The following is a 17177-nucleotide window of genomic DNA, read 5'->3' as shown; positions in this document are numbered from 1 at the left end:
GCCTCACAGCTTGGAGGACCGGACGATGGAGAACGTGCTGCGCCCGCTGATCGTCTTCGGCGGATCCGTGGTGATCACCCTGCTGATCGGCTGGCTGGTCGACCGGCTGCTGCGCAAGGCCGACAGCCGCCACCACGAGACCCCGCTGTGGGGTCTGCTGCGGCGCTGCCGGCCACCGTTGCAGGTGGTGATCATCACGGCGCTGCTGCGCGGCAGCTACCGGCAGTCGGGCATCGCCTGGGTGTGGGAGCACCGGGTCGGCATCGGCCAGGCCCTCTCCCTGGTGCTGATCGGCGCCACGGCCTGGCTGGTGGTGCGGGCCGCCGCGACGGTCGTCGAGTCCAGCTACGCCCGGTACGCGACGTCCACCCGCGACCCCGCCCGGGTCCGCCGGGTCCGGACGCAGGTGACGCTGATCCAGCGGGTCGTCATCGCGGTGGTGACGGTGGTCGCCATCGCGGCGATGCTGCTGACGTTCCCGGCGATGCGCGGGGTCGGCACCTCGATGCTGGCCTCGGCCGGTGTGCTCGGCATCGTCGCGGGTGTGGCCGCCCAGTCGACCCTCGGCAACCTCTTCGCGGGGCTCCAGATCGCGTTCGGCGACATGGTCCGGATCGGCGACACCGTGGTGGTGGACGGCGAGTGGGGCACCATCGAGGAGATCACGCTGACGTTCCTGGCGGTACGGACCTGGGACGAGCGGCGGATCACGATGCCGGTCTCGTACTTCACGAGCAAGCCGTTCGAGAACTGGTCGCGCGGCGGGGTCCAGATGACCGGCACGGTCTTCTTCCACCTGGACCACGCGGCGCCGGTGGCCGCCATGCGCAAGAAGCTGCGGGACATCCTCGGCGACATCGCCGCGTGGGACGGCCGCGACTGGTCCCTCGCCGTCACCGACACGACCCCGACCACGATCCAGGTGCGGGCGGTGGTCACGGCGAAGGACGCGGACGACATCTGGACGGTGCGGTGCGCGGTGCGCGAGCAGCTGATCGGCTGGCTGCGCGACCACCACCCGTACGCGCTGCCGCGCATCGCCAGCTCCCCCGCCGCGCTGCCGCCGGGCGAGCAGTGGGCGGAGCTGACGGGGGCACGGCCCCGGCCCGGCCGCAACGGGTCCGGCCCCTCCCTCGACCTGGACGACTCCAAGTCACCCCGGACGGGCCGCGGCTGAGGACCGGGGCGTCCTGAAGGCTCAGGGCGCCCCGAGGCTCAGCGCAGTGAGCGGAAGTCCAGGTAGCGCAGCACCCGGTCCACGACCTCGGGGTCGGAGCCGGCCTCGTTGCGCGCCGAGAGGACCTCGTGGCGGGCGGCCGACATCATCTCCCGCTGGACCCGGCTGACCGCCTTGAACCGCTCGGCCCGCTTCGCGTACGCCTCGCGCCGCTCCTCGTCCACGATCTCCGGGTTGATCCGGGCCCCGATGTCGTACGCGGCCTTCTGGAGCCGCTCCACGACCTCGTCCGGGAACTCCTCGACCTCCTGGATCTCCTTGAGCCGGCGCTTGGCCGCCTTGGCGGCGCGCACGGCGAGCTCCCGCTCCAGGGCCTCCTCGGCGTCGGCGTCGGCGCGCACCCGGAGCTTGCGGACCAGCCACGGCAGGGTGAGGCCCTGGAAGACGAGGGTGACCATGATGACGCAGAAGGCGATGAAGATGATCTCGTCGCGGCCGGGGAAGGGCTGCCCGTCGTCCGTCTCCAGCGGAATCGCCAGCGCCAGCGCGACGGAGGCCACCCCGCGCATCCCGGCCCACCACATGACGACGGTCTCCCGCCAGCTGGTCGGGATCTCCTCGCTGACGTCCCGCCGGGTGTGCAGCCGCTTGGCGAGCCAGGTGGCGGGCAGCAGCCAGGCCAGCCGGACACCGACGACGACCCCGACGATCACGAGCCCCCAGCCGAGCATCTGGAACTCGCGCCCGCCCGAGGTGCCGAACACGCTGTGCAGCTCCAGGCCGATCAGTCCGAAGGCCACGCCGGTGACGAGGGTGTCGACGATCTCCCAGAAGGTACGTCCGGTGAGCCGGCCGAGCACGTCGTCGGCGTCGGCGGTGTGCTCGGCGAGGTAGAGCGCGATGGTCAGGACGGCGAGCACACCGGAGCCCATCAGCTCCTCGGCGAGGACGTAGGCGACGAACGGCACCAGCAGGCTCAGGCCGACCTGGAGGGTGGCGTCGCCCAGCAGGCCCATCAGCTTGATGGTGAGCCAGCCGAGCGCGAGGCCGACGGCGATCGCGACCACGGCGGAGAGGATCAGCAGCCCGAAGGCCTCGGGCACCGAGAAGGTGCCGCTCACCGCCGCGGCGATGGCCACGTGGTAGAGCACGATGGCGGTGACGTCGTTGAAGAGCCCCTCGCCCTCCAGGATCGACACCAGCCGGCGCGGCAGGCCGACCGAGCCCGCCACGGCGGTCGCGGCGACCGGGTCGGGCGGGGCGACGAGCGCGCCCAGCGCGACGGCCGCGGCGATCGGCAGACCGGGCACGACGGAGTTGGCGACGGCGGCGACGGCGGCCGTGGTGACGAAGACCAGGGCGACGGCCAGCAGGAAGATCGGGCGTTTGTTGGCGGCGAACTGGCGCCAGGAGGTGCGCTGCACGGAGGCGTAGAGCAGCGGCGGCAGCAGGGCCGGGAGGATGATCTCGGGCGGGATGTCGACGTTCGGCACGAAGGGCGCGAACGCCATCGCGACCCCGGCCAGCGTCATCAGGACCGGTGCCGGCAGCCCCAGGCGGGCGCCGAGGGGCACCGTGACCACGGCTCCGAGCAGCAGCAGGAGCAGCAGGGCCATTTGATCCACGGCAGGTGCCTTCCGGAGCGTGCGGTTCCGGGCCTCTCACCGGGCCGACGTGCAGGTCACGGCCTCGGCCGTGACCGCGGGTCCGGCCGGAGTGAGCGGCCGTCAGGAGCCCGGCCGGGGCGACGGCCGGGCAGGGCTCCACCCTGCCACGCACGGTTCACGGAACGGGCGAGACCCCCCGTACGGCGGGATCAGGCAGCCGCGGTGTCGCGGCGCATCGCCCGGTGCGGGATGCCCGCGTCCGGGAACTCGGGGCCGTACGCGACATAGCCGAGCCGCTCGTAGAAGCCGAGGGCGTGGGTCTGGGCGTGCAGGTCCACGGCGGTCAGGCCGAGCCGGACCGCCTCGTCCTCGATGGCGCGCACCAGGGCCGCGCCGACGCCGAGGCCGCGCGCCTGCCGGGTCACCGCGAGCCGGCCGAGCGAGCCGACGGTGAGGTCACCGCCGGTCTTCCCGGCAGCGTCGGCGCCGTGCAGCAGCCGCCCCGTACCGAGGGCGGTGCCGTCGGCCGCCACGGCCAGGACGTGCACGGCGGTCGGGTCGTAGGCGTCGTACTCGATCTCCTCGGGCACGTTCTGCTCGCCGACGAAGACCTCCTTGCGCACCTGGAAGCAGGCGGCGAGGTCGCTCTCCTCGACGGCCCTGCGGACGGTGTACGGGGGTGGTACGGCGGTCACTGGCTCTCCGCGGCGATGGTGTCGAGGGCGTGCTGGAGGTCGGCCGGGTAGGTGCTGGAGAACTCCACCCAGCTGCCGTCGCTCGGGTGCTCGAAGCCCAGGCGCACCGCGTGCAGCCACTGCCGGGTCAGCCCGAGCCGCTTGGCCAGGGTCGGGTCGGCGCCGTACGTCAGGTCGCCGACGCAGGGGTGGCGGTGGGCGGACATGTGGACCCGGATCTGGTGGGTGCGGCCGGTCTCCAGCTTGATGTCCAGGAGGCTGGCGGCGCGGTACGCCTCGATCAGGTCGTAGTGGGTCACCGACGGCTTGCCCTCGGCGGTGACCGCCCACTTGTAGTCGTGGTTGGGGTGGCGCCCGATGGGGGCGTCGATGGTGCCGCTCATCGGGTCCGGGTGGCCCTGGACGAGCGCGTGGTACTTCTTGTCGACGATCCGGTCGCGGAACTGGGCCTTGAGCAGGGTGTACGCGCGCTCGGACTTGGCGACGACCATCAGGCCGGAGGTGCCGACGTCGAGGCGGTGCACGATGCCCTGGCGCTCGGCGGCGCCGGACGTCGAGATGCGGTACCCGGCGGCGGCGAGGCCGCCGATGACGGTGGTGCCGGTCCAGCCGGGGCTGGGGTGGGCCGCGACGCCGACCGGCTTCATGATGACCACGATGTCGTCGTCGTCGTGGACGATCTCCATGCCCTCGACGGGCTCGGCCACGACCTGGACGGGGGCGGGTGCCTGGGGCATCTCGACCTCCAGCCAGGCGCCGCCGTGCACGCGCTCGGACTTGCCGGCCACCGAACCGTCCACCTGGACCTTCCCGGCGGCGGCCAGCTCGGCGGCCTTGGTGCGGGAGAAACCGAACATCCTGGAGATGGCGGCGTCGACACGCTCGCCTTCCAGGCCGTCCGGTACGGGCAGGGTGCGGATCTCGGGGTGCGTACTCACCTGTCGAGTATGCCTTGCGCGCCACGCTCCCCGCGCAGCCCGGTCAGTCCTTGTGGACGGTCCCGTCGGGGTCCAGCCCCTTGAAGGAGAGGATCACGATGAGGATGCCGCCGCAGACGATGGCGGAGTCGGCGAGGTTGAAGACGGCGAAGTGCTTGGGGGCGATGAAGTCGACCACCGCCCCTTCGAACACGCCGGGCGCCCGGAAGATGCGGTCGGTGAGGTTGCCGAGCGCGCCGCCCAGGAGCAGTCCCAGGGCGATGGCCCAGGGCAGGCTGTAGAGCTTGCGGGCCAGCCGGATGACGACCACGATCACGCCGGCGGCGATGATGGTGAAGATCACCGTGAACGCCTCGCCGAACCCGAACGCGGCACCGGGATTGCGCAGCGCCCGGAACTGGAGCCAGTCACCGATGATGTCGATCGGCGGCTGGTGCTCCAGCTTGGCGACCACGATCAGCTTGGAGACCAGGTCCAGCAGGTAGGCCACGATCGCGACGACGACGAGTGCCAGGATCTTGCGCTTGCCCGTGCCCGCGTTCACCGCGGCGTCGGCGGCCGTGGAGCCGCCTTCGTCCGTGTGCTCGGCCTCGGGATTGTCCGGCGTACCGATGATGCGCTCCGCCTCTGCCACGTGAGTCCCTCAACCTAGGTGCCTGACTGAGGACGAGGGTACGACACACCTGTACGGGTCAGCCGCGCCGCTCCTGCTTCTGTTTGTCCTCGACGCAGAGGGTGGCGCGGGGAAATGCCTGCATCCGTGCCTTGCCGATCGGTTTGCCGCACACCTCGCAGAGCCCGTAGGTCCCCGCCTCCAGCCGCGCGAGGGCCCGCTCGGTCTGCTCCAGCGTCTCCTGGGCGTGGGCAGCGAGCGACAGCTCGTGTTCCCGCGTGATGTTCTTGGTGCCCGTGTCGGCCTCGTCGTCGCCCGCGCCGTCGCCGGAGTCCCGCATCAGCCCGGCAAGGGCTGCCCCCGAGGCCTCCAGCTCGCTGCGCAGCCGCATGATCTCGCTGGTCAGCAGCGTGCGTGCCTCGGTGACCTCCTCGGGCGTCCAGGGGTCCTCCCCGGGCCGTACCGCCAGTTCGCCGGGAGCGGTCGCGGCGGCTCCACGGGCCGGCGGCACGGCCGCCTCGTCCGTAGCGGCTGCGGGGCGACTCGCGCTCTTCTTGGCTACCACCGTGTGGGCTCCCGTCTCCTCGGCGGCCTGAGCCGCCCCCGTGGCCGTCTGTGCGGCCGTCTTCGAAGCCTTCTCGGCCGCGCTCTTCTTCGCGGCGCTCTTCTTCGTACTCGCGGTGCTCTTCTCGGCGGCGGCCTTCTTCGCAGCCGCCTTCTTGACAGGCGCTTTCTTCGCGGCGGTCTTCTTCGCGCCCGCCTTCTTCGCGGCAGCCCTCTTCACGGCCGCCTTCTTCGTGGGCGCCTTCCCGGCGGCCGTCCCGTCCTCGGACGTCTCGTCGGCCGGTGGCTTCCCGTCGGCCTTCTGCCCGGCCGCGGTCTCTTCCGCCGTCTTCTTCGCCACCATGGCCGCGGCCCCTTCACATATTGTGATCTTGCACGCGAATCGTGCTGGGACGATAAATCGACCCCAGCCCCGCGGCAACGGGGCACGCCGCCCTTTCCGCCCCTCCCCGTACCCGGTCGTGGCGCACCTGCATCCGTTGTTCCCAGCTCCCCGCCCGGTAATCCAGCCCCCGGCCGCCCCCGCACCCCGCGCTCGACTCCGTACGCCCCCGACTGGCCATTCGGGTCACGCCCGGGCCCCGGTTAAACCGGTCGGCCGTCAGCCGTCCGGGCCCGTACACTGGGCGCAGCGAAAGGCATGGATGGGACGAGTAGCGCCGTACGCAGCCAGCAGCGACCCGGGGACGGTGGGAGCCCGGGGGCGAGCGCGTCGTGAAGATCACCCCGGAGCCGCCGGAAGAACGCCTCGGACCATGGGCCCCGCCCACCGGCGCCCGAGGCCACTAGACCCGGCATCGCGACCCCAATGAGGGGGCCACGGGCACACGCCCGGGGCCAAGGAGGGTGGTACCGCGGGAGCAGATCCGGCTCTCGTCCCTCCGACGGAAGTGGAATACGTCCGCCGGAGGAAGCCGCACATGACATCGCCGCAGTACCGCCAGGTACCCGCCCAGGTCGACCTGCCCGCGCTGGAGCACGCCGTTCTCGACTTCTGGCAAGAGCACAAGGTGTTCGCCAAGAGCCTCGACCAGTCCGAGGGCCGCCCCGAGTGGGTCTTCTACGAGGGCCCGCCCACCGCCAACGGCATGCCCGGCGCCCACCACATCGAGGCCCGCGTCTTCAAGGACGTCTTCCCCCGCTTCCGCACCATGCAGGGCTACCACGTGGGCCGCAAGGCCGGCTGGGACTGTCACGGCCTGCCGGTCGAGCTCGCGGTGGAAAAAGAGCTGGGCTTCAACGGCAAGAAGGACATCGAGGCGTTCGGCATCGCCGAGTTCAACGCCAAGTGCCGCGAGTCGGTGACCCGGCACACCGACGCCTTCGCCGAGCTCACGACCCGGATGGGGTACTGGGTCGACCTGGACGACGCCTACCGCACGATGGACCCGGAGTACGTGGACTCCGTGTGGTGGTCGCTGAAGGAGATCTTCAACAAGGACCTGCTGGTCCAGGACCACCGCGTCGCCCCCTGGTGCCCGCGCTGCGGCACCGGCCTCTCCGACCACGAGCTGGCGCAGGGTTACGAGACGGTCGTCGACCCGTCCGTCTTCGTCCGCTTCCCCCTCACCAGCGGCCCGCTGGCCGGCGAGGCGTCGCTTCTGGTCTGGACGACGACCCCCTGGACGCTGGTCTCCAACACGGCGGTCGCCGCACACCCCGAGGTCCGGTACGTCGTCGCGACGAACGGCGAGGAGAAGCTCGTCGTAGCCGAACCGCTCCTGGAGAAGGCCCTCGGCGAGGGCTGGGAGGCAACCGGCCAGTCCTTCACCGGCGCGGAGATGGAGCGCTGGACCTACGAGCGCCCCTTCACGTTCGTCGACTTCCCGGCAGAAGCCCACTACGTGGTCAACGCCGAGTACGTCACGACCGAGGACGGTACGGGTCTGGTCCACCAGTCCCCCGCGTTCGGCGCCGACGACCTCCTGGTCTGCCGCGCGTACGGCCTGCCGGTGGTCAACCCGGTCCGCCCCGACGGCACGTTCGAGGAGAACCTCCCCCTGGTCGGCGGCGTCTTCTTCAAGAAGGCCGACGAGGCTCTCACCGCGGACCTGGAGGCGCGCGGCAAGCTCTTCCGCCACGTCCCGTACGAGCACAGCTACCCGCACTGCTGGCGCTGCCACACGGCGCTGCTCTACTACGCGCAGCCGTCCTGGTACATCAGGACGACGGCGATCAAGGACCGTCTCCTTCAGGAGAACGAGAAGACCAACTGGTTCCCGGACTCGGTCAAGAACGGCCGCTTCGGCGACTGGCTGAACAACAACGTGGACTGGGCGCTGTCCCGTAACCGCTACTGGGGCACGCCGCTGCCGATCTGGCGCTGCGAGGACAACCACCTGACGTGCGTGGGCTCAAGGGCGGAACTCACAGAACTCACCGGCACGGACCAGTCATCCCTCGACCCCCACCGCCCCTTCATCGACGAGATCACCTTCACCTGCACGCACGAGAACTGCCAGCTGGAGGCGTACCGCGTCCCGGAGGTCATCGACGCCTGGTACGACTCGGGTTCGATGCCGTTCGCGCAGTGGGGCTACCCGTACAAGAACAAGGAAGTCTTCGAGAGCCGCTACCCGGCGCAGTTCATCTCGGAGGCCATCGACCAGACCCGCGGCTGGTTCTACACGCTGATGGCTGTAGGAACGCTGGTCTTCGACAAGTCCTCGTACGAGAACGTGGTCTGCCTGGGCCACATCCTCGCCGAGGACGGCCGCAAGATGTCCAAGCACCTGGGCAACATCCTCCAGCCGATCCCGCTGATGGACCAGCACGGGGCGGACGCGGTGCGGTGGTTCATGGCGGCGGGCGGCTCCCCGTGGGCGGCGCGCCGGGTGGGCCACGGCACGATCCAGGAGGTGGTCCGCAAGACGCTCCTCACCTACTGGAACACGGTCGCCTTCCAGGCCCTGTACGCACGCACCTCGAACTGGGCCCCGTCGGCGGCCGACCCGGCCCCGGCGGACCGCACGGTCCTGGACCGCTGGCTGCTCAGCGAACTCAACGCGCTGGTCGACCAGATGACGGTCGCGATGGAGGGTTACGACACCCAGCGCGCCGGCAAGCTGCTCTCGGCGTTCGTCGACGACCTCTCCAACTGGTACGTACGCCGCTCGCGCCGCCGCTTCTGGCAGGGCGACAAGGCGGCGCTGCGCACGCTGCACGAGGTCGTCGAGACGGTGACCCGGCTGATGGCCCCACTGGTCCCGTTCATCACGGAGCGGGTCTGGCAGGACCTGATCGCACCGGTGACCCCGGACGCCCCGGAGTCGGTGCACCTCTCCTCCTGGCCGAAGCCGGACGCGTCGGCGATCGACCCGACCCTCTCCTCCCAGATGGCGCTGGTGCGCCGCCTGGTGGAGCTGGGCCGGGCGACGCGCGCGGAGTCGGGCGTGAAGACGCGGCAGCCGCTGTCGCGGGCACTGGTGGCGGCGAGCGGCTTCGAGTCGCTTGCCCCGGACCTGCGGGCGCAGATCACGGAGGAGCTGAACGTCACATCGCTCGCCACGCTCTCGGAGGTCGGCGGCTCGCTGGTCGACACGACGGCGAAGGCGAACTTCCGGGCGCTGGGCAAGCGGTTCGGCAAGGGCGTGCAGGCGGTGGCCAAGGCGGTCGCGAACGCGGACGCGGCGGCGCTCTCCCTGGCCCTGCGCGAGGGCACGGCGTCGGTGGAGGTGGAGGGCGAGCAGATCACCCTTACCCCCGATGAGGTCATCATCACGGAGACCCCGCGCGAGGGCTGGTCGGTCGCCTCGGACGCGGGCGCGACGGTGGCCCTGGACCTGGAGATCACCCCGGAGCTGCGCCGCGCGGGCCTGGCCCGTGACGCGATCCGCCTGATCCAGGAGGCCCGCAAGAACAGCGGCCTGGACGTGGCGGACCGCATCGCCGTCCGCTGGACGACGACGTCCCCCGCAACGGCGGAGGCCCTCACGGAGCACAAGCCGCTGATCGCGGACGAGGTGCTGGCCCTGGACTACGCGGAGGGCGAGGCGGACGACACGTACGGCGCGCCGTTCGAGGACGAGGGCCTGGAGCTGGTGTTCCGCCTGCGCAAGCAGTAGGCCCGTACGCGGAAGGGCCCGGCCGGAACGCATCCGGCCGGGCCCTTCGCCGTACCCCCTCAGGGGCTCCGCCCCCGAACCCCCACGCCTCAAACGCCGGCGAGGCTGAGGTTTCAGCCCCTCCGGCGCTTGAGGAGCGGGTCCGGGGCAGCGCCCCGGTTTCGGGAAGGGGCGGGGAGGGGACAAGGCCCGCCGCAGGCGCCCCCATCGGCACCGCCCACGGCAAAGGGCCGGGCCCCGGGGAAAACCCCGAGGCCCGGCCCTTTGACTGCCGACGGCTACGCGCTCAGCGAGCGCGATCCGATCAGTTGTCGTCCTCGTCGATCAGGAAGCCACGCATCGGCGACGGCGCCTGCTGCATCGGCTGCGGCGCCTGAGGCCGAACCGGCGCCATCGGCTGCGTCATCGCGGGCGACATCTGCTGCTGCCCACCGTAGGACGGCGCACCGCCCATGGACTGGCCGCCACCCATCTGCTGGCCACCGTGGCCACCGTGGTTGGAGCTGCCCATGGAGTGACCCATCGCACCCGCACCGGCCGGGGCCAGCGAGGGGGACGGCGGCAGCGAGGCCGTCGCCGGGGTCCGCGGCGGGGCGAGCGAGTCGTCCGACTGGGTCTCCAGCTGACGCAGCTGGCTCTCCAGGTAGGACTTCAGCCGCGTGCGGTACTCGCGCTCGAAGCCACGCAGGTCCTCGACCTTGCGCTCCAGCGTCGCGCGGGCCGACTCCAGCGAGCCCATCGCCACGCGGTGCTTCTCCTGCGCGTCCCGCTCCAGGGCGTCCGCCTTGGCGCGCGCGTCGCGCTCCAGACCCTCGGCACGGCTCCGCGCCTCGCCGACGATCTTGTTGGCCTCGGAACGGGCCTCCGCGATCGCCTGGTCGGCGGTCTGCTGCGCGAGCGAGAGGACACGGGCGGCGCTGTCGCCACCGGGGCCCTGCCCCTGCTGCTGCATCTGCGGCTGCTGCATCTGCTGCATTTGCTGCATCTGCTGCTGCTGGGGGTGCTGACCCATCGGACCGCCCATGGGGCCGCCCTGCATCGGGCCCTGACCCTGCGGGCCGCCGTGGCCGCCCTGGGGGCCATGACCGCTGGGACCGGCAGGCAGCTGCGGCGCGCCACCGGGCAGCTGGGGCGGACCCATCTGCGGGGGCTGCTGCTGCTGCGGCGGTCCAGATATGGCGGCGGGTACGGGAGCGCCCGGGCGGTCCTGCTGCTCCGGGGGCTTGCGCATACCCTGCTGCTGTTGCTGCTGCTGGTTCTGCGCGGCGGCACGCGTCGCGGCGGCCAGCTTGGCGCGCAGGTCCTCGTTCTCACGGAGCAGACGGGTCAGCTCCGATTCGACCTCGTCGAGAAAGGCATCGACCTCGTCCTCGTCATAGCCTTCTCGGAGGCGGACGGTCGTGAACTGCTTGTTCCGCACGTCCTCGGGGGTCAACGGCATCTCTTCTTCACCTCTACGTAGTCGTCGGCAGTCGGCAAGACCGTATCGCTCACAACCTGACCACAACGCTGATCAGGATGTAGACGATGATCATCAGAACGAAGAAGGACAGGTCGAGTGCCACGCCCCCGAGACGCAGCGGCGGAATGAACCGCCGCAGAAGCTTGAGCGGTGGATCGGTGACAGTGTAGGTGGCCTCAAGTACGACCACCATCGCCTTGCCGGGTTGCCATGAACGTGCGAACTGGAAGACGTAGTCCATGACCAGCCGGAAGATCAGCACGATGAGGAAACACATCAGCGCGATATAGACCACATCCAGTGCGACGCCCATGTCTCGCGCTTCCCTCTCCCCTGGCTCTCGTAGCTCCGGCCTCTCGGCCGGCACCGGCCTCGCGGCCGGGTTGTTCCCGGTGTCGTGTTCTCAGCTCTGGTTGAAGAATCCGCCCTCTGCGATGCGGGCCTTGTCCTCCGCCGTGACATCGACGTTAGCAGGCGACAACAGGAACACCTTCTGCGTCACGCGTTCAATGCTGCCATGGAGCCCGAAGACGAGTCCTGCGGCAAAGTCGACAAGTCGCTTCGCGTCCGTATCGTCCATCTCCGTGAGATTCATGATCACCGGAGTGCCCTCACGGAAGTGTTCCCCGATGGTACGGGCCTCGTTGTAGGTCCTGGGATGCAGCGTGGTGATGCGGTACGGCTCCCGCTCGGACACGACCTTGGGCATGATCACCGGTGCGTTCTTCTCCATGTTCGGGCGTTCAGGTGTGATGGATGCCACGGGTGCGATCCGGGCGGGTCGCCCGCTTTCCGCGGGGAGCTGAACCGGCTCACGCTGGGCGGGCGGCTGTACCACTCGTACCGGTTCGTCCCTTTCGCGCTCCCGCTCGCGCTCGCGTTCCACCTGGTGCGGGGGCTGATGCCGTCGCCGATCGGGCTCCGGCTCAGGCTCGAATTCGTCATCGGGGTCGAACCCCGGACCGTCGTACCCATCGTCCTCCACGAGGCCGAGGTAGACCGCCATCTTGCGCATCGCGCCGGCCATGCTCCGAGTCCTCCGCTCTGTGGTGGATCGGCATTCGTCACCAAGTGCCCGCGATCCACTGTGGTCCGCCCCGTCGTGCTGGGGAATGACCATATTTTCTGCTGTGGTCCGACTTGCTTCGCGACGTTACCCGAGCCCGGGTCGGACTCCGAGTACCGCCGTACCGACGCGTACATGTGTCGCTCCGGCCGCCACCGCGTCCTCCAGGTCCGCACTCATACCTGCGGAGACCATGGTGGCAGCCGGATGACCGGCGCGCAGGCGGGTGGCGAATTCCATCAGCCGGTCGAACGCGGCCCGTTGCCTGCCGGCAAACGGTCCGGCTAGCGGCGCCACGGTCATCAGACCCTCCAGCCGCAGACCCTCCGCCGCGTCGACCGCGGCGGCCAACTCCTCGATCCCGTCGGGCGCGACGCCGCCGCGCTCTCCGCGCTCGCCGCTCTCCGCGTCCAGGGCGACCTGGATCAGACAGCCGAGCTCGCGCTCCGCACGGACCGCTGCGGCCGAGAGGGCGGTGACCAGCTTGATCCGGTCGACCGACTGCACGACATCGGCATAACTCGTCACAGAACGAACCTTGTTCGTCTGCAATTGTCCGACAAAGTGCCATGTCAGGGAAAGATCCGCACAAGCGGTGGCTTTCGGTGCCGCGTCCTGGTCACGATTCTCGGCGACATGGCGCACACCGAGCTCATGCAGCATCCGTACATCGCTCGCGGGGTAGGTCTTGGTGACCACGATCAGGGTCACCTCCTCGCGCTTGCGGCCGGCCGCGGCACAGGCGGAGGTGATCCTTTCCTCCACCTGTGCGAGATTCGCCGCGAGTTGAGCCTTACGGTCCGTCATGCCCTATCAGTCCAACCAGACATATCCGGCGAGCCGCCCGGTGGTGCGGTCGCGGCGGTACGAGAAGTGGTCGCCCGATTCACGGGTGCAGACCGGCGAACGGTGCAGGTCGCTCACCCCGAGAGCGGCGAGCTGGGCGTGGACTCCGCCGGTGACGTCGACCGCCGGGGTCCCCCAGCTGGTCTCCGACCAGGTACCGGGGACCGCGTCGGCGACCTCGGCCCGCATCTCCTCGGGCACTTCGTAGCACCGCCCGCAGACGGCAGGCCCGGTGTGTGCGGTGATCCGGGACGGGCGTGCGCCCCGCGCGGTCATGGCCTCGACCACCGCCGGGACGACCCCGGCGACCAGCCCCGGCCGCCCGGCGTGCGCCGCCCCGACGACTCCGGCGACCGGATCGACGAGGAGGACGGGGGTGCAGTCGGCGGTGAGGACGGCGAGCGCCAGTCCGCGCCGCGTGGTCACCAGCGCGTCCACGGCCGGGATCTCCGCCTCCGCGCCCCAGGGTCCGTCGACGACCGCCACGTCCCGGCCGTGCACCTGGTTCATCCAGACGACCGAGGCCGGGTCGAGGCCGAGCCGGCGGGCCGTGCGCTCGCGGTTCGCGCCGACGGCGGCGGGGTCGTCACCGACCGCGCCGCCGAGGTTGAGCTCACCGTACGGAGCGGCGCTCACTCCGCCCCACCGGTCGGTGAAGGCGAAATGAGCGCTGCCCGTGACGGGTTCCGCCTGGTGCTGACCTATCACTTCAAGAAGTCCGGTACGTCCAGCTCTTCGGCCTGGGTGTCCTGGTAGGGACGGGCCGGCGGGACGTGCGGCGGAGAGACCGGCGACAGCGGGCCCTCGCTCGAAGCCGACGCGGGGGCGGGCTCGGCCGGGGCCGGGCTCTCCTCACGCGGAGGTACGGAACCGAGTCCGCCCGACGGACGCGCGCTCTCGGCGGAGGGCCTGGCCGGGGCGGCCGGCTCCTCCCTCTTGTTCGTGCTGGCGCCCAGCGTGCTCTCGCGCCGGGCCGGCGGCTGTCCGCCGTCGAATCCGGCCGCGATCACGGTGACCCGGACCTCGTCGCCCAGGGCATCGTCGATGACGGCGCCGAAGATGATGTTGGCCTCGGGGTGTGCCGCCTCGCTCACCAGCTGGGCGGCCTCGTTGATCTCGAAGAGACCGAGGTCGCTGCCGCCGGAGATGGAGAGCAGGACGCCGCGGGCGCCGTCGATGGACGCCTCCAGGAGCGGCGAGGAGATCGCCATCTCCGCCGCCGCGACCGCGCGGTCGTCGCCGCGCGCCGAGCCGATGCCCATGAGCGCCGATCCGGCCTCGGACATGACCGACTTGACGTCGGCGAAGTCCAGGTTGATCAGGCCCGGCGTGGTGATCAGGTCGGTGATGCCCTGGACACCCGAGAGCAGGACCTGGTCGGCCGACTTGAAGGCGTCGAGCACGCTGACCTGGCGGTCCGAGATGGACAGCAGGCGGTCGTTGGGGATGACGATGAGGGTGTCGACCTCTTCGCGGAGTTCGGCGATGCCGTCCTCCGCCTGGTTCGCGCGTCGCCGGCCCTCGAAGGTGAACGGGCGGGTGACCACACCGATCGTCAGGGCGCCCAGCGAGCGCGCGATGTTGGCGACGACGGGTGCGCCGCCGGTGCCGGTGCCGCCGCCCTCTCCGGCGGTGACGAAGACCATGTCGGCCCCCTTGAGGACCTCCTCGATCTCCTCACGGTGGTCCTCTGCCGCCTTACGACCGACGGCCGGGTTCGCCCCGGCGCCGAGGCCCCGGGTGAGTTCGCGGCCGACGTCGAGCTTGACGTCGGCGTCGCTCATCAACAGGGCTTGTGCGTCCGTGTTGATCGCGATGAACTCGACGCCCTTGAGACCGACCTCGATCATTCGGTTGATGGCATTGACACCACCGCCGCCGACACCGATGACCTTGATGACTGCGAGGTAGTTCTGCGGTGCTGCCACGTCGAAGGCCTCTCGCCTCGAGTTACGTGTCGTCGCTCTGCGGGGGACCCGCGGCGACGACTGATGTCGATGGGGACGGTCCGAACGCCGACCCAAACCCTAACGTTCAACTTTAGGGTTAACAGTGTGTCTGCTTCCTGGACTCTTCCGAACAGGACACTAAGTCGACAAGTGGCGCACGTTCAACGAACACGCCGAACCTCCCGTTTTTCTTTTCACCCTATGTGATCACCCGTAGCGCTGACCAACCAGGGGGCTGGCCAGCACAAATGCACGTCAACTCCCCGATACCGCAGGGGCGCTGGGGGCACTCACGTCGAACTGTCCCGCTTTGGGGTCCGCCTTCATGAGAGCGGCGAGAACACGCGCCTTCACCGGCCCGTCCTCACTACTGCCCCAGATCACCGTCCGGCCACGGGTGAGCCGCAAGGAGATCCCGTCGTACGAGGTGACCCGCACCGCCTTGATCTCCTTCGCGAGCCCCTTCGGCAGCTCGCCCGCGACCTGCACGGCCTCCGCCGACAGACGGTCGCCGCCGAACCTGCGCAGACTCGCGGACCGTTCCGGCTTCAGCTCCAGCAGGGGCACACCCTTGGGCGCCCGGTCCACCGTGGCGAAGTGGGTGCCCGTTCCGTCTACTTCGACGAACTTCGCGCCCTTTTCCACCAGAAGGACCGGCTTGCGTTCCGTCACCTTAAGGCCGATGCCGTGCGGCCAGGACCGCACGACATCCACGGAGTCGATACGTGGCAACTTCTGGAGCAACCGGCCTTCCATCGCACCGGTGTCCACGGAGATCAGCGGAGCCCCGAGCGGTACGGCGGCAACCGCTTCCACCTCTTCGCGGGTCAGCACCTCGGTGCCGCTGGTGGTCACACGTTCGACGCGGAGCCAGGAGGAGCCGTACAGCACCCAGATGACGAACGCGGTGAGCAGGGCCGCCGCTACGCCGATGAGGATCAGGAGCGTACGGCGGCTGAGCCGGCGCCCCTCGGGGCCGATGTGCGGCGGGCGGGCGGTGGTGTCCGCCCGTCCCGTTGCGCCGCGCTGGGCGGTCGTCGGTCCGGCCACGCTCGCTCCTTCGCCGGACCCGGGGCGCCCGCCCCGGGTCCGCACCGCCTCACGCCTGGCGGCGGGAGGCAATCGCTTCGTACACCATGCCGACGAGCAGGTCGTCGGCGTCGCGCCGGCCGAACTCGGCCGCGGCACGGGACATTTCGTACAGCCGGTGGGGGTCCGACAGCACCGGCAGGACGTTGCCCTGCACCCACTCGGGGGTCAGCGCCGCGTCGTCCACCAGCAGGCCGCCGCCGGCGTTGACCACCGGCTGGGCGTTCAGCCGCTGTTCGCCGTTGCCGATGGGCAGCGGGACGTAGGCGGCGGGGAGCCCGACAGCGGAGAGTTCGGCGACGGTCATCGCGCCCGCACGGCAGAGCATCATGTCGGCCGCGGCGTACGCGAGGTCCATCCGGTCCACGTACGGTACCGGGATGTAGGGCGGCATCCCGGGCATGTTGTCGATCCGCGGCAATTCGTTCTTCGGGCCGACCACATGGAGGATCTGGATCCCGGAGCGCTGGAGCAGCGGCGCGACCCGCTGGACCACCTCGTTGAGGTGGCGCGCGCCCTGCGAGCCGCCGGAGACCAGCAGCGTGGGCAGGTTGGGGTCGAGGCCGAAGGAGGCGCGGGCCTCCGGGCGGACCCGGGCGCGGTCCAGGGTGGCGATGGTGCGGCGCAGCGGGATGCCGATGTAGCGGGCGCCGCGCAGCTTGCTGTCCGGGGTGGAGACGGCGACCCCGTGGGCGTACCGGGAGCCGATCTTGTTGGCGAGGCCCGGGCGGGCGTTGGCCTCGTGGACCACGATCGGCACGCCGACGCGCTTGGCGGCGAGGTAGCCGGGCAGCGCGACGTAGCCGCCGAAGCCGACCACGCAGTCCGCCTTGGTGCGCTCCAGGATCTGCTCGGCGGCCTTGATGGTGCCGCGCAGCCGGCCCGGGACGGTGATCAGCTCGGGGGTGGGCTTACGGGGCAGCGGCACGGCAGGGATGAGGGCGAGCTCGTACCCCCGCTCGGGTACGAGCCTGGTCTCCAGGCCGCGTTCCGTGCCGAGGGCAGTGATTCCCACGGTCGGGTCCTGCCTGCGCAGGGCGTCTGCGAGGGCAAGCGCGGGCTCGATGTGTCCGGCGGTCCCCCCGCCGGCGAGTACGACATGCACCG

General features: G+C 70.6%; 15 protein-coding genes. 2 read left to right on the top strand and 13 right to left on the bottom strand.

Annotation, left to right across the window (positions count from 1 at the left end):
• The first annotated feature begins 25 nt into the window (after window positions 1-25).
• Window positions 26-1177: a mechanosensitive ion channel family protein gene (locus R2B67_RS28180; protein ID WP_317821970.1), complete on the top strand. Its 1152-nt coding sequence runs from the start codon at window positions 26-28 to the stop codon at window positions 1175-1177.
• Between the two features lie 38 nt (window positions 1178-1215).
• Here the strand turns inward: R2B67_RS28180 and R2B67_RS28175 are convergent, their stop codons facing one another.
• The 5 genes from R2B67_RS28175 to R2B67_RS28155 form a co-directional block, all read right to left on the bottom strand.
• Window positions 1216-2802: a Na+/H+ antiporter gene (locus R2B67_RS28175; RefSeq protein WP_317821968.1), complete on the bottom strand. Its 1587-nt coding sequence runs from the start codon at window positions 2800-2802 to the stop codon at window positions 1216-1218.
• Window positions 2803-2993: 191 nt separating this feature from the next.
• On the bottom strand, window positions 2994-3479 hold the full coding sequence (locus R2B67_RS28170; protein WP_317821966.1) for a GNAT family N-acetyltransferase: 486 nt from the start codon (window positions 3477-3479) through the stop codon (window positions 2994-2996).
• Window positions 3476-4417: an RluA family pseudouridine synthase gene (locus R2B67_RS28165; RefSeq protein WP_018512010.1), complete on the bottom strand. Its 942-nt coding sequence runs from the start codon at window positions 4415-4417 to the stop codon at window positions 3476-3478. Before R2B67_RS28165 ends, R2B67_RS28170 begins: the two co-directional genes overlap by 4 nt.
• Before the next feature lie 43 nt (window positions 4418-4460).
• A complete protein-coding gene (lspA, locus tag R2B67_RS28160; protein WP_018512009.1) occupies window positions 4461-5051 on the bottom strand; it encodes a signal peptidase II in 591 nt (196 codons plus the stop codon).
• Between the two features lie 58 nt (window positions 5052-5109).
• Window positions 5110-5937 carry a TraR/DksA family transcriptional regulator gene (locus R2B67_RS28155; protein WP_317821964.1) on the bottom strand — a complete coding sequence of 276 codons (828 nt, stop codon included), beginning with the start codon at window positions 5935-5937 and terminating at the stop codon, window positions 5110-5112.
• A 577-nt stretch (window positions 5938-6514) separates the two neighbouring features.
• Between R2B67_RS28155 and ileS the strand changes: the two genes are divergently transcribed.
• Complete coding sequence (gene ileS / locus R2B67_RS28150; protein ID WP_317821962.1) at window positions 6515-9658, top strand: isoleucine--tRNA ligase; 3144 nt, start codon at window positions 6515-6517, stop codon at window positions 9656-9658.
• Between the two features lie 304 nt (window positions 9659-9962).
• On the opposite strand, the gene R2B67_RS28145 is transcribed toward ileS, so the two are convergent.
• The 8 genes from R2B67_RS28145 to murG form a co-directional block, all read right to left on the bottom strand.
• On the bottom strand, window positions 9963-11099 hold the full coding sequence (locus tag R2B67_RS28145; RefSeq protein WP_317821960.1) for a DivIVA domain-containing protein: 1137 nt from the start codon (window positions 11097-11099) through the stop codon (window positions 9963-9965).
• Between the two features lie 49 nt (window positions 11100-11148).
• The gene (locus tag R2B67_RS28140) at window positions 11149-11433 is read right to left on the bottom strand and encodes a YggT family protein (protein ID WP_006123846.1); all 285 of its coding nucleotides are present in this window, start codon (window positions 11431-11433) and stop codon (window positions 11149-11151) included.
• Between the two features lie 90 nt (window positions 11434-11523).
• On the bottom strand, window positions 11524-12147 hold the full coding sequence (locus R2B67_RS28135; protein ID WP_030564126.1) for a cell division protein SepF: 624 nt from the start codon (window positions 12145-12147) through the stop codon (window positions 11524-11526).
• 126 nt (window positions 12148-12273) lie between these two features.
• Window positions 12274-12993, bottom strand: a complete 720-nt coding sequence (locus tag R2B67_RS28130; RefSeq protein ID WP_237325387.1) for a YggS family pyridoxal phosphate-dependent enzyme — start codon at window positions 12991-12993, stop codon at window positions 12274-12276.
• Between the two features lie 6 nt (window positions 12994-12999).
• Complete coding sequence (gene pgeF, locus R2B67_RS28125) at window positions 13000-13740, bottom strand: peptidoglycan editing factor PgeF (protein ID WP_317821955.1); 741 nt, start codon at window positions 13738-13740, stop codon at window positions 13000-13002.
• On the bottom strand, window positions 13737-14960 hold the full coding sequence (gene ftsZ, locus R2B67_RS28120; RefSeq protein WP_237325389.1) for a cell division protein FtsZ: 1224 nt from the start codon (window positions 14958-14960) through the stop codon (window positions 13737-13739). Before ftsZ ends, pgeF begins: the two co-directional genes overlap by 4 nt.
• Before the next feature lie 276 nt (window positions 14961-15236).
• The gene (locus tag R2B67_RS28115) at window positions 15237-16031 is read right to left on the bottom strand and encodes a cell division protein FtsQ/DivIB (protein ID WP_317821953.1); all 795 of its coding nucleotides are present in this window, start codon (window positions 16029-16031) and stop codon (window positions 15237-15239) included.
• Between the two features lie 49 nt (window positions 16032-16080).
• Window positions 16081-17175: an undecaprenyldiphospho-muramoylpentapeptide beta-N-acetylglucosaminyltransferase gene (gene murG, locus R2B67_RS28110; RefSeq protein WP_015607995.1), complete on the bottom strand. Its 1095-nt coding sequence runs from the start codon at window positions 17173-17175 to the stop codon at window positions 16081-16083.
• Window positions 17176-17177 lie beyond the last annotated feature (2 nt).

It is taken from the genome of Streptomyces cyaneofuscatus, from assembly GCF_033109485.1.
Classification (GTDB): Bacteria; Actinomycetota; Actinomycetes; order Streptomycetales; family Streptomycetaceae; genus Streptomyces; species Streptomyces cyaneofuscatus.
This window is presented reverse-complemented; position numbering and strand designations above follow the sequence as displayed.

Bases quoted from the DNA above. Each gene is read 5' to 3' on its own strand.
- R2B67_RS28145 (WP_317821960.1), bottom strand. From the start codon at position 11,099: ATGCCGTTGACCCCCGAGGACGTGCGGAACAAGCAGTTCACGACCGTC.
- R2B67_RS28140 (WP_006123846.1), bottom strand. From the start codon at position 11,433: ATGGGCGTCGCACTGGATGTGGTCTATATCGCGCTGATGTGTTTCCTC.
- R2B67_RS28135 (WP_030564126.1), bottom strand. From the start codon at position 12,147: ATGGCCGGCGCGATGCGCAAGATGGCGGTCTACCTCGGCCTCGTGGAG.
- R2B67_RS28155 (WP_317821964.1), bottom strand. From the start codon at position 5,937: ATGGTGGCGAAGAAGACGGCGGAAGAGACCGCGGCCGGGCAGAAGGCC.
- ileS (WP_317821962.1), top strand. From the start codon at position 6,515: ATGACATCGCCGCAGTACCGCCAGGTACCCGCCCAGGTCGACCTGCCC.
- R2B67_RS28180 (WP_317821970.1), top strand. From the start codon at position 26: ATGGAGAACGTGCTGCGCCCGCTGATCGTCTTCGGCGGATCCGTGGTG.
- R2B67_RS28130 (WP_237325387.1), bottom strand. From the start codon at position 12,993: ATGACGGACCGTAAGGCTCAACTCGCGGCGAATCTCGCACAGGTGGAG.